Raw genomic sequence first — 14,427 nt, 5'->3', positions numbered from 1 at the left:
AGGCGGGATGGATCACCTTTTTTCTGTGGATGAATGATACAAAGATCGTTGAATCATCGGCAGGAAAAAGACAAAGACGAAGGGGCGAAAAAACGCCGGAAAAGATGGTTGCCAAACTTAAAAGATGGCTGCCAAAAACTTATGGAGTCCGTCTGTTATTGGTATAATAAGACGAAGTGGGTTTGGCGATGAATTGAAATGAACCGGTGATTCCATGGTCATGGGGCGGTTGTCATGAAACTGGATCTAATGGGCAAAGCAACGATCTGATGCAACAGAAACGAAAAAGGGATCAGGGCGCGTTGGTCCTCAAGGGAAGCACCGATTGCCGGTGGTTTGGGTGGATGCCGTTTTTTCAAGACCCAAAGCGGTTTCTTTCAAAACCATGTCCTTTTCACCGGACGGATCGTTCAATTGGACGGAGATTTTGTTGCAGAGAAAAAGAAAAAGAGCGAAAACCGTTGAGACTTGAATGTTCAAGTCTTTTTTCTTGTAAACGGAGGGAGAAAAAATTTGGATCAGACGAGAGCGCCAATATTTGATGCATTAAAAGAACATGTGGCACGAAAGTGGATCAATTTCCATGTGCCGGGCCATAAACAGGGGCAAATGTTTGACCGGGAAGCATTGGAATGGTTTCATCCTCTTTTATCCATGGATTTGACGGAAGTGGGGCAGCTGGATGATTTACACCAGCCGACGGGAGTCATTAAAGAAGCCCAGCAGCTGGCGGCGGAAGCTTTTCGGGCAACAACGACTTATTTTTTGGTGGGGGGGACGACCGCCGGCAACTTGGCTGCGATTTTGGCATGTTGTCCATCCGGGGGTTCGGTGATTGTGCAGCGAAGCAGCCATCAATCTGTGTTTCACGGCTGCATGTTGGCAGGAGCCAAGCCTGTTTATTTGAAGACCGGTTTTGATGAATGCGGAGTGGAAAAGCCGGTTTCCCCCCGGGAAATTGAACGGATTTTAAAGGAAGATGATTCGGTGAAAGCGGTGGTCCTGACCAGTCCGTCCTACTATGGCAGGGTTCAACCGGTCCGGGAAATTGCGCAGGTTTGCCACCGGCATCGGGTTCCGCTCATCGTGGATGAAGCCCATGGGGCGCACTTTGGATTTCACAAAGCACTGCCGCAGTCTGCCATGGATTTGGGAGCGGATATTGCTGTTCAGTCCACCCATAAGATGTTGCCTTCCATGACCATGTCGTCCATGTTACACTTGCAAGGCCAAAGGGTTTCCCCTGACGAAGTGCGTCACTGGCTGCGGGTGATCGAATCAAGCAGTCCTTCTTATCCACTGATGGCCTCCTTGGATGTGACACGCCGTCTTATGGCGACAGAAGGGGAAAGGCTCTTGGACCGTTTGTTAACCGATCTGGAATATTTCCGGGGAAATATCCAATCTCTTCAATCTTTGTCTGAGCTAAAAGCGGATGATCCATTGAAATTCACCTTGACGGCCAATGGAAAAATAACGGGATTCCAATTGGCCGATCGGCTGAAACAGGAAGGCATTCATGCGGAATTGGCCGATCCGTTGTCCGTATTGTTGGTTTTGAGTCTGGGAACCACCCGGGAGGATTTAAAGATCCTGTGGAAAGCTCTAAAAAAAATTGATCAATCTCTTGCAGGGATTCCTGCTTCCTCTGCCAAGGTTTCCTTTGCTTTTGCAACGGATACGCAAAAAGTCCGCCTGCCACTGAGCGAACTTCGCCGCCGGTCTTTCCGGGCGGTGCCCTTAAGTGAAGCCGCGGGCAAGGTCGCCGTGGAGATGGTGGTTCCTTATCCGCCGGGAATCCCGGTGGTGCTGCCCGGAGAGACATGGACCCGGGAAGCGCAGGAAACCATTGAAACCATTCTCAAAGGCGGCGGGCAAGTGCGGGGGGTTTCACAACATTTCAATCCCACCGTGAATGTGCTAACCTGAATACGTTGAGCCAAGCGCAGGATGGAGGAGAACGATGAAAGGAAAGTTTATTACTTTTGAAGGTCCGGAAGGAGCCGGAAAAACAACACAAATCAAGCGGGTTCACCAATATTTGCAAAAGCGGCGGGTTCCTTGCCTGGTGGTGCGGGAACCCGGGGGGACCATCATCGGGGATCGTGTGCGGGAAATTTTGCTCGATCCCGGCCGGAGCGAGATGAAATGGAAGACCGAGGTGTTGTTGTATGCCTCTTCCCGTGCCCAGCTTGTCAATGAAGTGATCCGCCCCCATTTGGATCAGGGATTTGTGGTGCTTTGTGACCGCTATATTGATTCAAGCTTGGCTTATCAAGGTTACGGGGCTGAAAAAGATGTGGAGGAAGTGAGAAAACTGAACCAATGGGCCACGGACGGATTGATGCCGGACCGTACGTATTTGCTCGACATCCCGGTGGAAGTGGGCCGAAAACGGCTGTTGAGCCGCGGAGGGAAGAAGGATCGCATGGAGTTGAAAGAGAAAATGTTTCATGAACGGGTCCGCAAAGGGTTCCGGCAAATTGCTTCTAAAGAGCCGTCCCGCTTTTGCACCATCCGTGCGGAACAGTCCGGCGACAGAGTGTTTCAGGAGATCGTGGAGGATCTGAATTCATGGTTTCTCCGTTAATCTGAAATAGAATTTGCTCAACTTTTATCATCGATGATAAAATGTTATCAAAGGTTCTGAGCACTGGTTTGTGCAAAACTTTTGGAACCTGATAACCAAACGGTTGCATAAGATTCCGAACGCGTTGAGATAGATTTTTTCCGAACTTGTTGCAAAACAGGTGATGTTTGCCGCTTGCCTTACCGGCGGATGACTGGCCGATATGCAACCTCTGGCCATACTGGTCTTCAGGGTATTGGCTGTTTTGGAGGGATTGCTGCATGCAAAGAGTAATAGGTGTCCGCTTCCGACAAGCGGGTAAGATATATTTTTTTGATCCACTCGATTTCGAGGTGAAACGCGGAAATTACGTGATTGTGGAAACAGTTCGCGGAATTGAATACGGACAAGTGGTTTCCGGCATACGCTATGTAAAAGATGACGAGGTGGTTTTGCCACTGAAACCGGTGATCCGGATTGCCACGGAACAAGACAAAAAGCAAGTGGAGGAGAATCAAAAGGCAGCAAAATCAGCAATGGGAGTCTGCCTGGAGAAAATACGCAATCACGGGTTGGAAATGAAGCTCGTGGATGCCGAATATACATTTGACCGGAATAAAATCATTTTTTATTTTACAGCAGACGGTCGGGTGGACTTCCGGGAATTGGTGCGGGATTTGGCTGCCGTTTTTCGAACCCGCATCGAATTGCGCCAAATCGGAGTCCGGGATGAAGCGAAGATGCTCGGGGGACTGGGCCCTTGCGGCCGGGTTCTCTGCTGCTCCTCCTTTTTGGGGGACTTTGAACCGGTTTCGATCAAGATGGCCAAAGATCAAAACCTTTCATTAAATCCGGCCAAAATATCCGGGTTGTGCGGCCGATTGATGTGTTGCCTCAAATTTGAAAATGAGGTGTATGCAGAGGCCAAACAGCTCCTGCCCGATTTGGGCGAACAGGTCGTCACCAAAGAAGGAATGGGTAAAGTGATATCAATAAACATGTTGGAGCGTCGGGTTCTGGTGGAACTGGCGGATACCGGCGCCATGGTTGAATATGACATTGAGGATGTAACCATCGGCGGATCTCCGCAGGCCAGCGGAATGAAATCATAGATGAAAAAATCTTAACCGTTTTTGGTGCTTGAACGAGGTGGGGGGGCTTGGACAAGGAAGAAATCTTTAAACGGATCGCGCGTGTCGAAGAACAAATCGGTGAATTATATATCGAATTGGGCGGTCTGAAAGAGCAGATTGTGGAATTGATCGAGGACAACACTCGGCTGGTTATGGAAAATCAACGGTTACAGGAAAAGGAAGAGGCAAGGGTTCTTGCATCAAACCGGGATCAAACCCGGGCAGGAAACAAGGAACAAGACGAAGAAGACGTTGGACAAGGAGTTCATCATCTGGTTGATTTATACGATGAAGGATTTCATATTTGCAATGTTCACTACGGTCGTATGCGCGGTGAAGGGGATTGCCTGTTTTGCATTGCCTTTCTCAATAAATCATCGAAAGAAAAATGACGCCGGGATCCCGGCGTTTTTTTATGCGGAGAGGGGAAAAATGTCCAAACCTTATGTCGTTTATATCCTGGAATGCAGTGACGGAACCCTGTATACGGGAATCACCAATCGTTTAAAGCAAAGAATGAAATCCCATCAACAGGGGAAAGGTGCCAAATATACACGCGGGCGGTTGCCCGTCCGGTTACGATATGTGGAAAGAGGGGGCGATAAATCTTGGGCTTTGAAACGGGAAAGAGAAATCAAAAAAATGTCCAGGCGAAAGAAGTGGGAATTAATCAAAAAAAGGGGAGTCATGGATGGAGATTCAAAAGAGTTTCATGAATGAAGGACAAGAAGGGACGCTTTATGTTGTCGGGACCCCGATTGGCAATTTACACGATTTCAGTCCGAGGGCCCGCGAAATATTGGAGCAAGTGGATATCATTGCGGCGGAAGACACACGCCATACCCGCAAGTTGCTCAGCGCGTTCGGGATCCGGGGAACGCTGGTCAGTTACCATGAGCATAACAAGCAATCCAGAGAGCCGGAACTTATCCAAAAGTTGATGGATGGCAAAAACATTGCGCTGGTCAGCGATGCGGGGATGCCCGGCATTTCCGATCCCGGCGAACCGCTCATCCAAAAGGTCACCAGCCGGGGGATTCCCGTGGTTCCGATCCCTGGCCCCAATGCGGCCGTCTCCGCTCTGGTGGCTTCGGGGCTTCCCACACAACCGTTTGTTTTTATCGGCTTCTTGCCCAGGGGAAAAAAGGAACGGAAGAAGGAGTTGGAAAGCTGGCGCTTGATTCCGGCCACCCTGATCTTTTATGAAGCCCCCCACCGGTTGCCGGAGATGTTGAAAGATCTGCTGGAGGTTCTGGGAAACAGGAATGTGGCCATTTGCCGTGAACTGACCAAAAAACACGAAGAATGGTTGAGGGGAAAATTGAGTGACGGGCTGGATTATTTCAAGGAGAAGAAAGCGCGGGGGGAATTTACGATTGTGGTGGAAGGAGCGGACCTTTCCCGGACGGAAGATACGGAGCCGGAAGAAGAATGGCATTCATGGTCCATTCATGAACATGTCGAAAAATATATCAGTCAGGGATGGACAAAGAAAGAAGCGGTGAAGCAAGTGGCTCGGGAACGTTCCCTGCCCAAGCGGGAAGTGTACAACGCTTATCACAAAAACGGGGCGGATGTGGAATAAATCCGGTTGGAATGGAGCAGACAAAAAGAAAAAAGCAAAGGAATTCCAGTAGCATGTCCGTTTCATGTATAATTGAAACGATAAAGGAAGCGGTTTTTTATTTCTGGAGGTGAATCGTTTGAAGAAAAAAGGCGCGCTTCTCGGGGCTTTACAGCGAATCGGGAAGTCATTCATGTTGCCGATCGCCGTTCTTCCGGCCGCCGGGATTTTGATGGGTTTCGGCGCGTTATTAACGAACCAGGAATATTTTGCGGAAGGATCGGTTCCGTATTTTATCGGCGAAGTCTTTAATGCCGGGGGCAGTGCCATTTTTGACAATCTCGCCCTGTTGTTTGCCATCGGGGTGGCCCTCGGACTGACGGGGAATGCCGGTGCATCCGCGTTGGCGGCAGTTGTCGGCTATTTTCTGATGAGCAAAGTAGTTTCCCTCGGCAGCACCGAATCGATGGAATTAAACACGGGAGTGCTGGGCGGAATCATCGCCGGGGCCATTGCGGCTTATATGTACAATCGCTATCACGATATAAAACTGCCGGACTGGCTGCAATTCTTTGGCGGCAAGCGTTTTGTCCCCATTGTCACTTCCTTGGTCATGGTTTTGGTCGGTCTCATCTTTCTGGTGGTTTGGCCGCCGGTTCAACAGGCGATCAATGCCGGCGGAAATTGGATTATCGGGCAAGGAGCCATCGGGCTTTTCTTGTACGGGGTGTTTAACCGTCTGCTGATTCCTTTCGGACTGCATCATATTTTAAATACATTGGTCTGGTTTAACATTGGTGAATACACGACCGAAGCCGGCAATGTGGTTACCGGGGACATCCCCCGTTTCTTTGCTCAAGATCCGTCTGCCGGAATCTTTATGACCGGATTTTATCCCATTTTGATGTTTGCGCTGCCGGCGGCATGTTTTGCCATGCTGCATGAAGTAAAGCCGGAACGTCGCAAACTGGTTTCGGGGATTTTGATCAGTGCGGCGCTGACGGCATTGATCACCGGAATCACCGAACCCATTGAGTTCTCATTTATGTTTGTCGCACCTTTTCTTTATGTCATTCATGCCATTCTTACCGGAACTTCCATGGCAGTGGTTTACCTGCTTGGAATCCGCCACGGATTTTCCTTTTCAGCCGGGGGCATTGACTTTTTCCTGAATATGCATCTGGCAACCAAACCGTGGCTGTTGGCATTGGTCGGGATCATTTATGCGGTGATTTATTATGTGGTGTTCCGGTTGTTAATCCGTTGGATGAATTTGAAAACGCCGGGACGTGAAGATGAAACGGAAGACGGCGCGGAGAAACAAAAACAGGCCCGATCCGATGAAGACGAATTAGCCAGGAAGGTTTTGGCAGCCATCGGTGGAAAAGAGAATATCGACCAATTGGATGCTTGTATCACCCGGTTAAGGATGACGGTGAAAGATGAAGACAAACTGGATGAGGAACAATTGAAAAAACTGGGGGCTTCCGGAGTGATCAAAGTAGGTTCCGGGAACTTCCAAGCCGTTTTCGGTACCAAATCCGAACAATTGAAGGACCGGATCTTACAATGGATTCAAGCCGAAGAGCAGCAAGAAACCGGGGAAAAACCGGAGGAAAAGCAATAACCGGCATAAAAAAAGCGAGGTTCAACTGATGAGCCTCGCTTTATCTTGAGCGTGCAGAAGAGTTTCATGCGAAATGAATTGTGACATGCAATTGGCAAACTTTTGGAACAACAAAGAAATCATTTCCGTAACCCTGTATTTTTTATATGTATGTGGTCGGATGATGATTGCTAAAATGAAACAAAAAAGTGAAATTCTATCCTTCAAGCGGGAAAGCACGTGAGTCGAGAGGGAAGGAAATGATTTTGTTTATAACAAATTTTTCCTTAGTCTGCGTAGACTTTTTCACCATGGATCATTTGATACATCTCTTCGATACATTTTTTGCTGACAACTTTATTTTTATAGCGAACGGTGTCTTCCACTTCGCCACTGAAAATGCAAGCGGGTTCATATTTTTTCAGAACAATCCGTTCACCGTCAACATAAATTTCCAGGGCGTCTTTTTCGCCAATTCCCAGTGTTCGACGTAATTCGATAGGTATAACAACACGGCCAAGTTCGTCTACCTTACGTACAATGCCCGTAGATTTTAACATTTTCCGAATCTCCTCTCAACGAAATCTGGTTTTGGGAAATTTTTCTCTTTGAATTGACGTCAAATTTCGACATCGACGTTAAGATCATCATACCAACGATTCCCATAACAGTCAATATAACTAGAGGATTTTTATAGAAAATTCCTTAATAATATTAAGGATAAAATATATTTAGATAGAAAAAAGTTTAACATCTATCAATAAATATTTATTTTGTTAATATCGCGCCGATATGATAAGTCTTGTTGTTTTCTAAGATTTCTACAAAAATAGATGATAGAAATGACAGCTTGGCGATAACCAGCAACCGCCGGAAGATTGGCGGCCAACCCATATAAGGAGGGGTGGGATTGTTACCCGTATCCGTTGAACTGAAGAGGAAATTGGAATGGTTGAATGATTCATTGAAACAAGCTTTTCCTTTGCAATCCCTCGATAAATCCGCCATACGGAAACGTTTGAAAGAAGCAGGCGCTTTTTATTCCATTGAAAAATGGAGCGGCGAAGAGATCAAAGATTTTCTCCAAGAACGGTTTCTGGTCGGAGTCGATGGTTCGGTAAACTCCACCAAAGGCTCGCAAACCCGCACCTTGTCCGTTTTCCAGGCATTGGCCAAAGCCACCAACGGGAAAGAAAAGTGGGCAGCGGATGTGTATACGCCGCTTTTAAAAGGAGATGAAACCAAAGAGGGCAATGCGGCCAGCGAAGCCCGCAAAAGAGGAGATCTGTTGTCCCGTCTCGAAATGCAGGTCACGATGGAGGCGATGGAAGACTGGGCTCCACGGGTCGTGATGTTGGACGGTTCTTTGCTGCACTTCTATATATCGGATGCAAAAAGCTGGGAACAAGTGGCGCAAATGGCGGAAAGCCAAAATTCGCTTCTGGTTGGGGTTTCAGAGGAAATTGAGACTCGGACCTTGGTTCATGCCTTTTTCCCCGAGTATCCGGCATTGACCGACCGTGATTTGTTGTACGGGGTCCTGCAAGAAGGGGAAGCGTTTGAATGGGAAGCGTGGAGCCCGTCGGGAAGCCGCATGTGGAAAATGGCTTTTCGGACTTCCAAAAGCCCGCAACCGATTGGACTGGACGGATTGAAGTCCCAGTGGGAAGACCGGTGGAACCTGGCAAGGTTGGTTTACAGCTTGACGCCGGAGCAGGGACGGGGCATCCCTTACTGGCTGGACATTGTGGACAATCAGGTGAGGGTTACCGACCCGTTGGTGGAAACCATGGTGGAACAGTACATTGATCCTGAACTGCGTTACCGGCTGTTGCAAAGCAAAAGAAAAGAACGGATGATTTAGAATCCGATGGAACAGGAGAGATCGATCATGCAAGTGGTAGGTGTCACCACTCAACAGGAAGTTTATGTTGTCTCCCGGGAGCGGAAGTTCCGCATCAACGAAATTCTGGTCATTGAAGACCCTGCATTGAACCATCCGCAGGGAGAAGTGGTGGAAACCATGTCGTACAACCGCCTGATTCCGATGGGGCTGGATAAATCGTTGGTGGACGGGCAAGTGATTGATACATTGGAACAAATCGGCTATGACATTGAATCGGATGAAATCAATCTGGCGAAGCTGCGTCTGTATGAGGAAGCCCCGCATCCGGTGCGGACCGGGTGTCCCGTCCGTTTGCCTTCATTTGAAGAAGTGCGCCATCTCCTTGTCAAAACGTCCCCGGATGAAGGAATGACGTTGGGGGAAATCCGGGGAACGGAATCCATGGCGGGGACGATTTCTGATGATTTAAAAGACCGGGTTGTGATGATGGAGCACGGCGAGTTGAGGCCACAAGAAGGGGTTCCCTTCATTTTTGACATTCAATCGATGCAACAGTATCCGCATGTCGGCATCTTTGGCGGATCCGGATCGGGAAAATCATTCGGCTTGCGGGTGATGTTGGAAGAATTGATGAAACTCCGGATTCCCGCGCTTGTGTTTGATCCGCACTTTGAAATGGACTTTTCCGACCCGGCTCCCGGATTATCGAACCAGGCTCCGGATTTTCGGGATCTTTTTGTAACGGTGCAAATCGGCAAAGAAGTGGGGATTTCTTTTTCCGATTTGTCAACGCGGGATGTGGTGGAACTGTTGCGGGCCGCCGGAAGCCAGCTTTCCGATTCCATGGTGAATGTGATCCAGATGTTGCACCGGCCCCGGGACAGTTTTGAAACGTTCAGCGATCGCATCGGCAATTTGGTGCAAGCCCTCGATGAAGGGAAACAAGGTTTGGAAAGACAGTTAAGAAAGAAAGAAGATTTGACACCGATGGATGTCCAACGGATTCAGGAATTGATGCAATTGTTGCAGCAATACGGTTCTTTGCCGCCTTCTTCCGTCAAAGGAGTGGACTGGCGTCTGAAACGTCTGGACAAAGCCGGATTGTTCCAGCGGGATATCCGGTCCATTGAACAGGGACTGGAGCAAGGAAAGCTGGTGGTCGTCCAGGGGAACGCCTGGATCCTGCAAGTTTTTGCCACTTATGTCACCGGTACGCTGTACCGGAAACGCCGTGAGTATAAAGATGCGCGAATGAACGGGGAGGAAGGGCATTTCTTTCCGCCATTTGTCATCGTGACTGATGAAGCTCACAATTTTGCCCCCAAATCGCTCGATTCCCCGGCGAAGTCGATTTTAAAGGAAATCGCGCAGGAAGGGCGGAAATACGGTGTCTTTTTGTTCCTGGCAACGCAACGCCCGACATTGCTGGATGAGACCATTACCGCCCAGCTGAACACCAAATTCGTATTCCGGACCGTTCGGGCCACGGATATTGCCACTTTGCGGGAAGAAACGGATTTGACCCCGGAAGAAGGGAAGCGGCTTCCTTATTTGCGCTCGGGGGACACCTTTGTTTCGTCAGCCGCTTTTGGGCGGACGGTGTTTATACGGATTCGTGCCGCCTACACCCAAAGTCCCCATTTGGCCAATCCGTTTGACGAGCTGAAACGGTTTTCCGCACAACAAGACCAAAAATTGCTGGATACGCTGACGGAATCTTTGCCGGTGTTTGAAACCGACCTGATGCAAGTGTTGAGCCGGGTCAATCAGGAATGCGGGCTGAATTGGGATGTGCACCGGCTGAAGCAGGAACTGGAACGTCTTTCCCAATCCGGAAAATTGACGAAACATGAAACGCCTTTTGCAGTCCGGTACGACCGCGGAGAAGGTTTGAAAGTTTAAAAAGAGAGGATCCGGTTCAAACTATGAGACAGGAACCGGAGCTTTTCAAGGTCTTTTTTGTGATGTATAATTAAATGACAAATTAAACACTTGCCGATTCGATGACGGGGATGAGTAGTGGGTGGAAGCTATGGACAGAGAGCCGGGACAGGTGAAAGCCGGCATAGCGGAAGCCGATGAAATGGCCCCCGAGTATTCTCTTTGAACCGGACCGTTGTCCCAAAGTAGGAGAGAACGTTTTCCCGCGTTACGGGAGCAGAGTGGGTGATCGCCTTTTCTTGTGCGATGAAGCCAAATTGGGTGGTACCGCGAGACCGGATCTCGTCCCAACGTGGACGGGATTTTTTATTTCCATAGAAACCAAGTCTGATTTGACGGAAAGGGGTTGCCAAGATGGGAGACAAAAAGAAAACTTTCTATATTACAACGCCGATTTATTATCCAAACAGCCATTTGCATATCGGCCATGCTTATTCAACGGTGGCCGGGGATGCCATGGCCCGGTACAAACGGTTGCGCGGTTATGATGTCATGTACCTGACCGGAACCGACGAGCACGGGCAGAAAATCCAAAAAAGTGCGGAAGCGGCCGGGAAAGACCCCCAAACTTTTGTCGACGAGATTGTTGCCGGCATCCAAAAGTTGTGGGGGGCCTTGGATATCTCATACGATGACTTCATCCGGACCACTGAACCCCGTCATAAAAAAGTGGTGCAAAAGATCTTTCAGAAACTGTTGGATCAAGGGGATATTTATCTGGGGGAATATGAAGGATGGTATTGTGTGCCCTGTGAATCTTTTTTCACCGATCGCCAGGCGGAAGGCGGAAAATGCCCGGATTGCGGCAGGGACATCCAGAAGATCAAGGAGAAAAGTTATTTTTTCCGGATGAGCAAGTATGTCGACAAACTGCTTGCCTTTTATGAAGAAAACCCGGATTTTATTCAACCGGAATCCCGGAAGAATGAAATGATCCAAAACTTTATCAAGCCCGGGTTGGAAGATCTCAGCATTTCGCGGACGACGTTTGACTGGGGAATTCCCGTCGCCAGCGATCCGGAACACGTGGTCTATGTATGGCTGGATGCACTTACCAACTATATTACGGCCATCGGTTATCTGTCTGATGATGAAGAGCAAAGAGCCCGGTTTGAAAAGTACTGGCCGGCTGATGTCCACTTGGTGGGAAAAGACATTGTCCGTTTTCACACCATTTATTGGCCGATTTTCCTGATGGCTTTGGGGCTTCCGCTGCCGAAAAAAGTGTTCGGCCACGGATTTTTCCAAGTGATGGGCGAAAAGATGTCCAAATCCAAAGGAAACGTGATCGATCCGATTCCGTTGATCGAACGCTACGGGCTGGACTCGGTGCGTTATTATTTGCTTCGCGAAGTTCCGTTTGGAGCTGACGGGGTCTTTACGCCGGAAGCCTTCGTGGAACGGGCCAATGCTGATTTGTCCAACGACTTGGGGAATTTGTTGCATCGCACCTTGGCTATGTTGAACAAGTATTTTGACGGGGTTGTGCCGGAACGGGTGGAAAACGCAACCGAACATGACCAAAAACTGGTTGAAAAAGCCCGCGAAACGGTACATAAAGTCGAAGAAGCCATGGAAGAATTGCAGTTTTCGGTTGCCCTTTCGGCCATTTGGGAGCTGGTTCGTTTCGGAAACCGTTATATTGAAGCGACCCAGCCGTGGAATCTGGCTAAAGATGAAGAAAAACGTAGCACCCTGGGTTCCGTGCTGTACCATCTGCTGGAAGAACTGAGAATGGTCAGCATTTTGATTCAGCCTTTCATGACCCAGGCGCCGGCGAAAATGTGGGAACAATTGGGGATTGAGGATGCGAACCTGACCACCTGGGACAGCTTGTACACCTTCGGGGCGTTAAAGCCGGGGACGAAAACCAAAAAAGGTCAGCCGATTTTCCCGCGTTTGGATGTAAAAAGCGAAGTGGAGGAGATCTTAAAAATGATTGGGAACACGCAACAAGTGCAACAAAAAGAGGAGAAAAAACAAGAAAAACAGAAAAAAACAGAGGGTCTGATTTCCATCGACGACTTCGCCAAAGTGGAACTTCATGTGGCGGAAGTGCTGGAAGCGGAACCGGTTGAAAAAGCAGACCGGCTGTTAAAGTTGCAACTTGATTTGGGATCGGAAAAAAGACAAGTGGTTTCGGGAATTGCCAAACACTATCAACCGGAAGAGTTAAAGGGAATGAAAGTGATTTGTGTCACCAACTTGAAGCCGGTGAAATTGCGCGGTGAATTGTCGGAAGGCATGATTTTGGCCGCCTCGGAGGGAGAACGCCTGGTGCTTGCGACCGTATCCGGGGACATTCCGAACGGCACGAGAATCAAGTAAACCGGCATGCCTTCCGCAACAGGGATAGGAGGACGATCGGATGGCGGATACAAAAAGTTCGTCCAATGAGTGGTACAAGGTGTTGGAATGGGTTGCGGCCATTGCCTTGGCCGTGATTATCGCTGCGGGCATCCGCACCTTTTTGTTTGTACCCTATGAGGTGCACGGGGCATCCATGGAACCCACCTTGCAAGGTGATGAGCTGTTGATCGTCAACAAGTTGATATACCGTGTTGACCAGCCCGATTACGGGGACATCGTGGTCTTCCATACCGATGAACAGCGGGATTTTATTAAACGGGTGATCGGCTTGCCCGGGGACCAGATTGCCATAAAGGACGGCAAGGTGTTTCGAAACGGAAAACCGTTGGAAGAACCTTATATTTATGAGCCCATGAATTTCAACATGGAAGAGGAAGTCACGGTGCCCGAAGGACATATTTATGTGCTCGGGGATAACCGAAACAACAGCAAGGACAGCCGCAGAATCGGCCCGGTGAACATCGATGCGGTGGTCGGCCGTGCCGATTTGATCATATGGCCGCTGGACCGGATGCATTTTTTGACACAGCAGAGTAAGCAGTAACCGGAAAGGGTGAGGCGTGTGATGTTGTTTGACACACATACCCATTTGAATGATCCGAAATTTGACGAAGACCGGGAACAAGTCATTGAGCGGGCAAGAGAGGAGTACGGCGTAAAATATATGTTGAATGTGGGGTATAACCGGGAAACCATCCGGCAAACCCTTCAGCTGGCGGAAACTTATTGCTTCATTTATGCTTCCGTCGGTTGGCATCCCGTCGAGGCGAAGGATTGCACCGCGGAGGATTTGGAGTGGATCAAGTCGATGACCCGGCACCCGAAAGTGGTGGCGTTGGGGGAGATCGGATTGGATTACCATTGGGACACCTCCCCCAAAGATATGCAGCAAGCGGTTTTTCGCAAACAAATCGCCATCGCCAAAGAAACGGGATTGCCTATCATTATTCACAACCGGGATGCGGATGAGGACGTGGTGCGGATCTTAAAGGAAGAACATGCCGAAGAAGTCGGAGGCGTGATGCATTGCTTCGGCGGAGACCTTTCGGTTATGGAAGCATGTCTTGACTTGAACTTCATGATCGGTTTGGGAGGACCTGTCACATTTAAAAACGGCAAGCTTCCCCAAAAAATCGCGGAACATGTTCCCTTGGACCGTCTGCTCATTGAAACCGATTGTCCTTATTTGGCTCCCCATCCCTACCGGGGAAAACGAAACGAGACCGGCTATGTCCGGCTCGTTGCCGAAAAAATCGCCGAAATCCGGGGGATGTCTTTGGAAGAGCTCGCTCAAATCACCATGCAAAACGCTTTTCGCCTTTTTGGAATTGATGAAGGAAATTAGAATAATGTTTTTGCGGGCCAATGGGAAGGTGCATTCCTCATTGGCCTTTTTTC

General features: G+C 49.1%; 13 protein-coding genes and 1 other annotated feature. Of the genes, 12 read left to right on the top strand and 1 reads right to left on the bottom strand.

The genetic code is table 11. From position 1 onward, the window contains the following. The first annotated feature begins 513 nt into the window (after nucleotides 1–513). The 7 genes from FA954_RS00905 (at nucleotide 514) to FA954_RS00875 (ending at nucleotide 6,893) form a co-directional block, all read left to right on the top strand. Nucleotides 514–1,929 (top strand): aminotransferase class I/II-fold pyridoxal phosphate-dependent enzyme, encoded by a 1,416-nt coding sequence (locus FA954_RS00905; protein WP_037998025.1) that lies wholly within the window; start codon nucleotides 514–516, stop codon nucleotides 1,927–1,929. A 34-nt stretch (nucleotides 1,930–1,963) separates the two neighbouring features. After that, nucleotides 1,964–2,590 (top strand): dTMP kinase, encoded by a 627-nt coding sequence (gene tmk / locus FA954_RS00900; RefSeq protein ID WP_037997928.1) that lies wholly within the window; start codon nucleotides 1,964–1,966, stop codon nucleotides 2,588–2,590. Between the two features lie 260 nt (nucleotides 2,591–2,850). Further along, nucleotides 2,851–3,681 carry a PSP1 domain-containing protein gene (locus FA954_RS00895; RefSeq protein ID WP_037997929.1) on the top strand — a complete coding sequence of 277 codons (831 nt, stop codon included), beginning with the start codon at nucleotides 2,851–2,853 and terminating at the stop codon, nucleotides 3,679–3,681. Nucleotides 3,682–3,728: 47 nt separating this feature from the next. Continuing rightward, a complete protein-coding gene (locus FA954_RS00890; protein WP_037997932.1) occupies nucleotides 3,729–4,094 on the top strand; it encodes an initiation-control protein YabA in 366 nt (121 codons plus the stop codon). Nucleotides 4,095–4,134: 40 nt separating this feature from the next. Then, nucleotides 4,135–4,422, top strand: coding sequence for a GIY-YIG nuclease family protein (locus FA954_RS00885; protein WP_037998027.1), 288 nt, complete (start codon nucleotides 4,135–4,137; stop codon nucleotides 4,420–4,422). Next, nucleotides 4,394–5,287 (top strand): 16S rRNA (cytidine(1402)-2'-O)-methyltransferase, encoded by an 894-nt coding sequence (rsmI, locus tag FA954_RS00880; protein ID WP_037997935.1) that lies wholly within the window; start codon nucleotides 4,394–4,396, stop codon nucleotides 5,285–5,287. The genes FA954_RS00885 and rsmI overlap by 29 nt, the downstream gene beginning before the upstream one ends. Nucleotides 5,288–5,459: 172 nt before the next feature. Next, entirely contained in the window at nucleotides 5,460–6,893 is a 1,434-nt protein-coding gene (locus FA954_RS00875; protein ID WP_052186894.1) for a PTS transporter subunit EIIC, read from the top strand. A 266-nt stretch (nucleotides 6,894–7,159) separates the two neighbouring features. Here the strand turns inward: FA954_RS00875 and FA954_RS00870 are convergent, their stop codons facing one another. Continuing rightward, nucleotides 7,160–7,432: an AbrB/MazE/SpoVT family DNA-binding domain-containing protein gene (locus tag FA954_RS00870; RefSeq protein ID WP_037997937.1), complete on the bottom strand. Its 273-nt coding sequence runs from the start codon at nucleotides 7,430–7,432 to the stop codon at nucleotides 7,160–7,162. Between the two features lie 350 nt (nucleotides 7,433–7,782). Between FA954_RS00870 and FA954_RS00865 the strand changes: the two genes are divergently transcribed. The 5 genes from FA954_RS00865 (at nucleotide 7,783) to FA954_RS00845 (ending at nucleotide 14,374) form a co-directional block, all read left to right on the top strand. Further along, nucleotides 7,783–8,736 carry a DNA double-strand break repair nuclease NurA gene (locus FA954_RS00865; RefSeq protein ID WP_037997939.1) on the top strand — a complete coding sequence of 318 codons (954 nt, stop codon included), beginning with the start codon at nucleotides 7,783–7,785 and terminating at the stop codon, nucleotides 8,734–8,736. Nucleotides 8,737–8,763: 27 nt separating this feature from the next. Further along, nucleotides 8,764–10,620 carry an ATP-binding protein gene (locus FA954_RS00860; protein WP_049720798.1) on the top strand — a complete coding sequence of 619 codons (1,857 nt, stop codon included), beginning with the start codon at nucleotides 8,764–8,766 and terminating at the stop codon, nucleotides 10,618–10,620. Between the two features lie 92 nt (nucleotides 10,621–10,712). Further along, nucleotides 10,713–10,952, top strand: a binding site (T-box leader). A gap of 61 nt (nucleotides 10,953–11,013) precedes the next feature. Next, nucleotides 11,014–12,987, top strand: a complete 1,974-nt coding sequence (metG, locus tag FA954_RS00855) for a methionine--tRNA ligase (protein WP_037997944.1) — start codon at nucleotides 11,014–11,016, stop codon at nucleotides 12,985–12,987. A 40-nt stretch (nucleotides 12,988–13,027) separates the two neighbouring features. After that, nucleotides 13,028–13,573: a signal peptidase I gene (gene lepB, locus FA954_RS00850; protein WP_037997947.1), complete on the top strand. Its 546-nt coding sequence runs from the start codon at nucleotides 13,028–13,030 to the stop codon at nucleotides 13,571–13,573. A 21-nt stretch (nucleotides 13,574–13,594) separates the two neighbouring features. After that, nucleotides 13,595–14,374 (top strand): TatD family hydrolase, encoded by a 780-nt coding sequence (locus tag FA954_RS00845; RefSeq protein WP_037997950.1) that lies wholly within the window; start codon nucleotides 13,595–13,597, stop codon nucleotides 14,372–14,374. The last annotated feature ends 53 nt before the right edge of the window (nucleotides 14,375–14,427 follow it).

The sequence above is a fragment of the Thermoactinomyces vulgaris genome (assembly GCF_005886755.1).
Lineage (GTDB): Bacteria > Bacillota > Bacilli > Thermoactinomycetales > Thermoactinomycetaceae > Thermoactinomyces > Thermoactinomyces vulgaris.
The sequence above is the reverse complement of the archived record's forward strand: the minus strand, read 5'-3'. Positions and strand labels throughout refer to the sequence as shown.

Excerpts from the sequence above, each read along its gene's own strand:
- FA954_RS00885 (WP_037998027.1), top strand. The coding sequence starts at position 4,135 with ATGTCCAAACCTTATGTCGTTTATATCCTGGAATGCAGTGACGGAACC.
- FA954_RS00875 (WP_052186894.1), top strand. The coding sequence starts at position 5,460 with ATGTTGCCGATCGCCGTTCTTCCGGCCGCCGGGATTTTGATGGGTTTC.
- FA954_RS00895 (WP_037997929.1), top strand. The coding sequence starts at position 2,851 with ATGCAAAGAGTAATAGGTGTCCGCTTCCGACAAGCGGGTAAGATATAT.
- FA954_RS00870 (WP_037997937.1), bottom strand. The coding sequence starts at position 7,432 with ATGTTAAAATCTACGGGCATTGTACGTAAGGTAGACGAACTTGGCCGT.
- tmk (WP_037997928.1), top strand. The coding sequence starts at position 1,964 with ATGAAAGGAAAGTTTATTACTTTTGAAGGTCCGGAAGGAGCCGGAAAA.
- FA954_RS00860 (WP_049720798.1), top strand. The coding sequence starts at position 8,764 with ATGCAAGTGGTAGGTGTCACCACTCAACAGGAAGTTTATGTTGTCTCC.
- metG (WP_037997944.1), top strand. The coding sequence starts at position 11,014 with ATGGGAGACAAAAAGAAAACTTTCTATATTACAACGCCGATTTATTAT.
- lepB (WP_037997947.1), top strand. The coding sequence starts at position 13,028 with ATGGCGGATACAAAAAGTTCGTCCAATGAGTGGTACAAGGTGTTGGAA.
- FA954_RS00845 (WP_037997950.1), top strand. The coding sequence starts at position 13,595 with ATGTTGTTTGACACACATACCCATTTGAATGATCCGAAATTTGACGAA.
- rsmI (WP_037997935.1), top strand. The coding sequence starts at position 4,394 with ATGGAGATTCAAAAGAGTTTCATGAATGAAGGACAAGAAGGGACGCTT.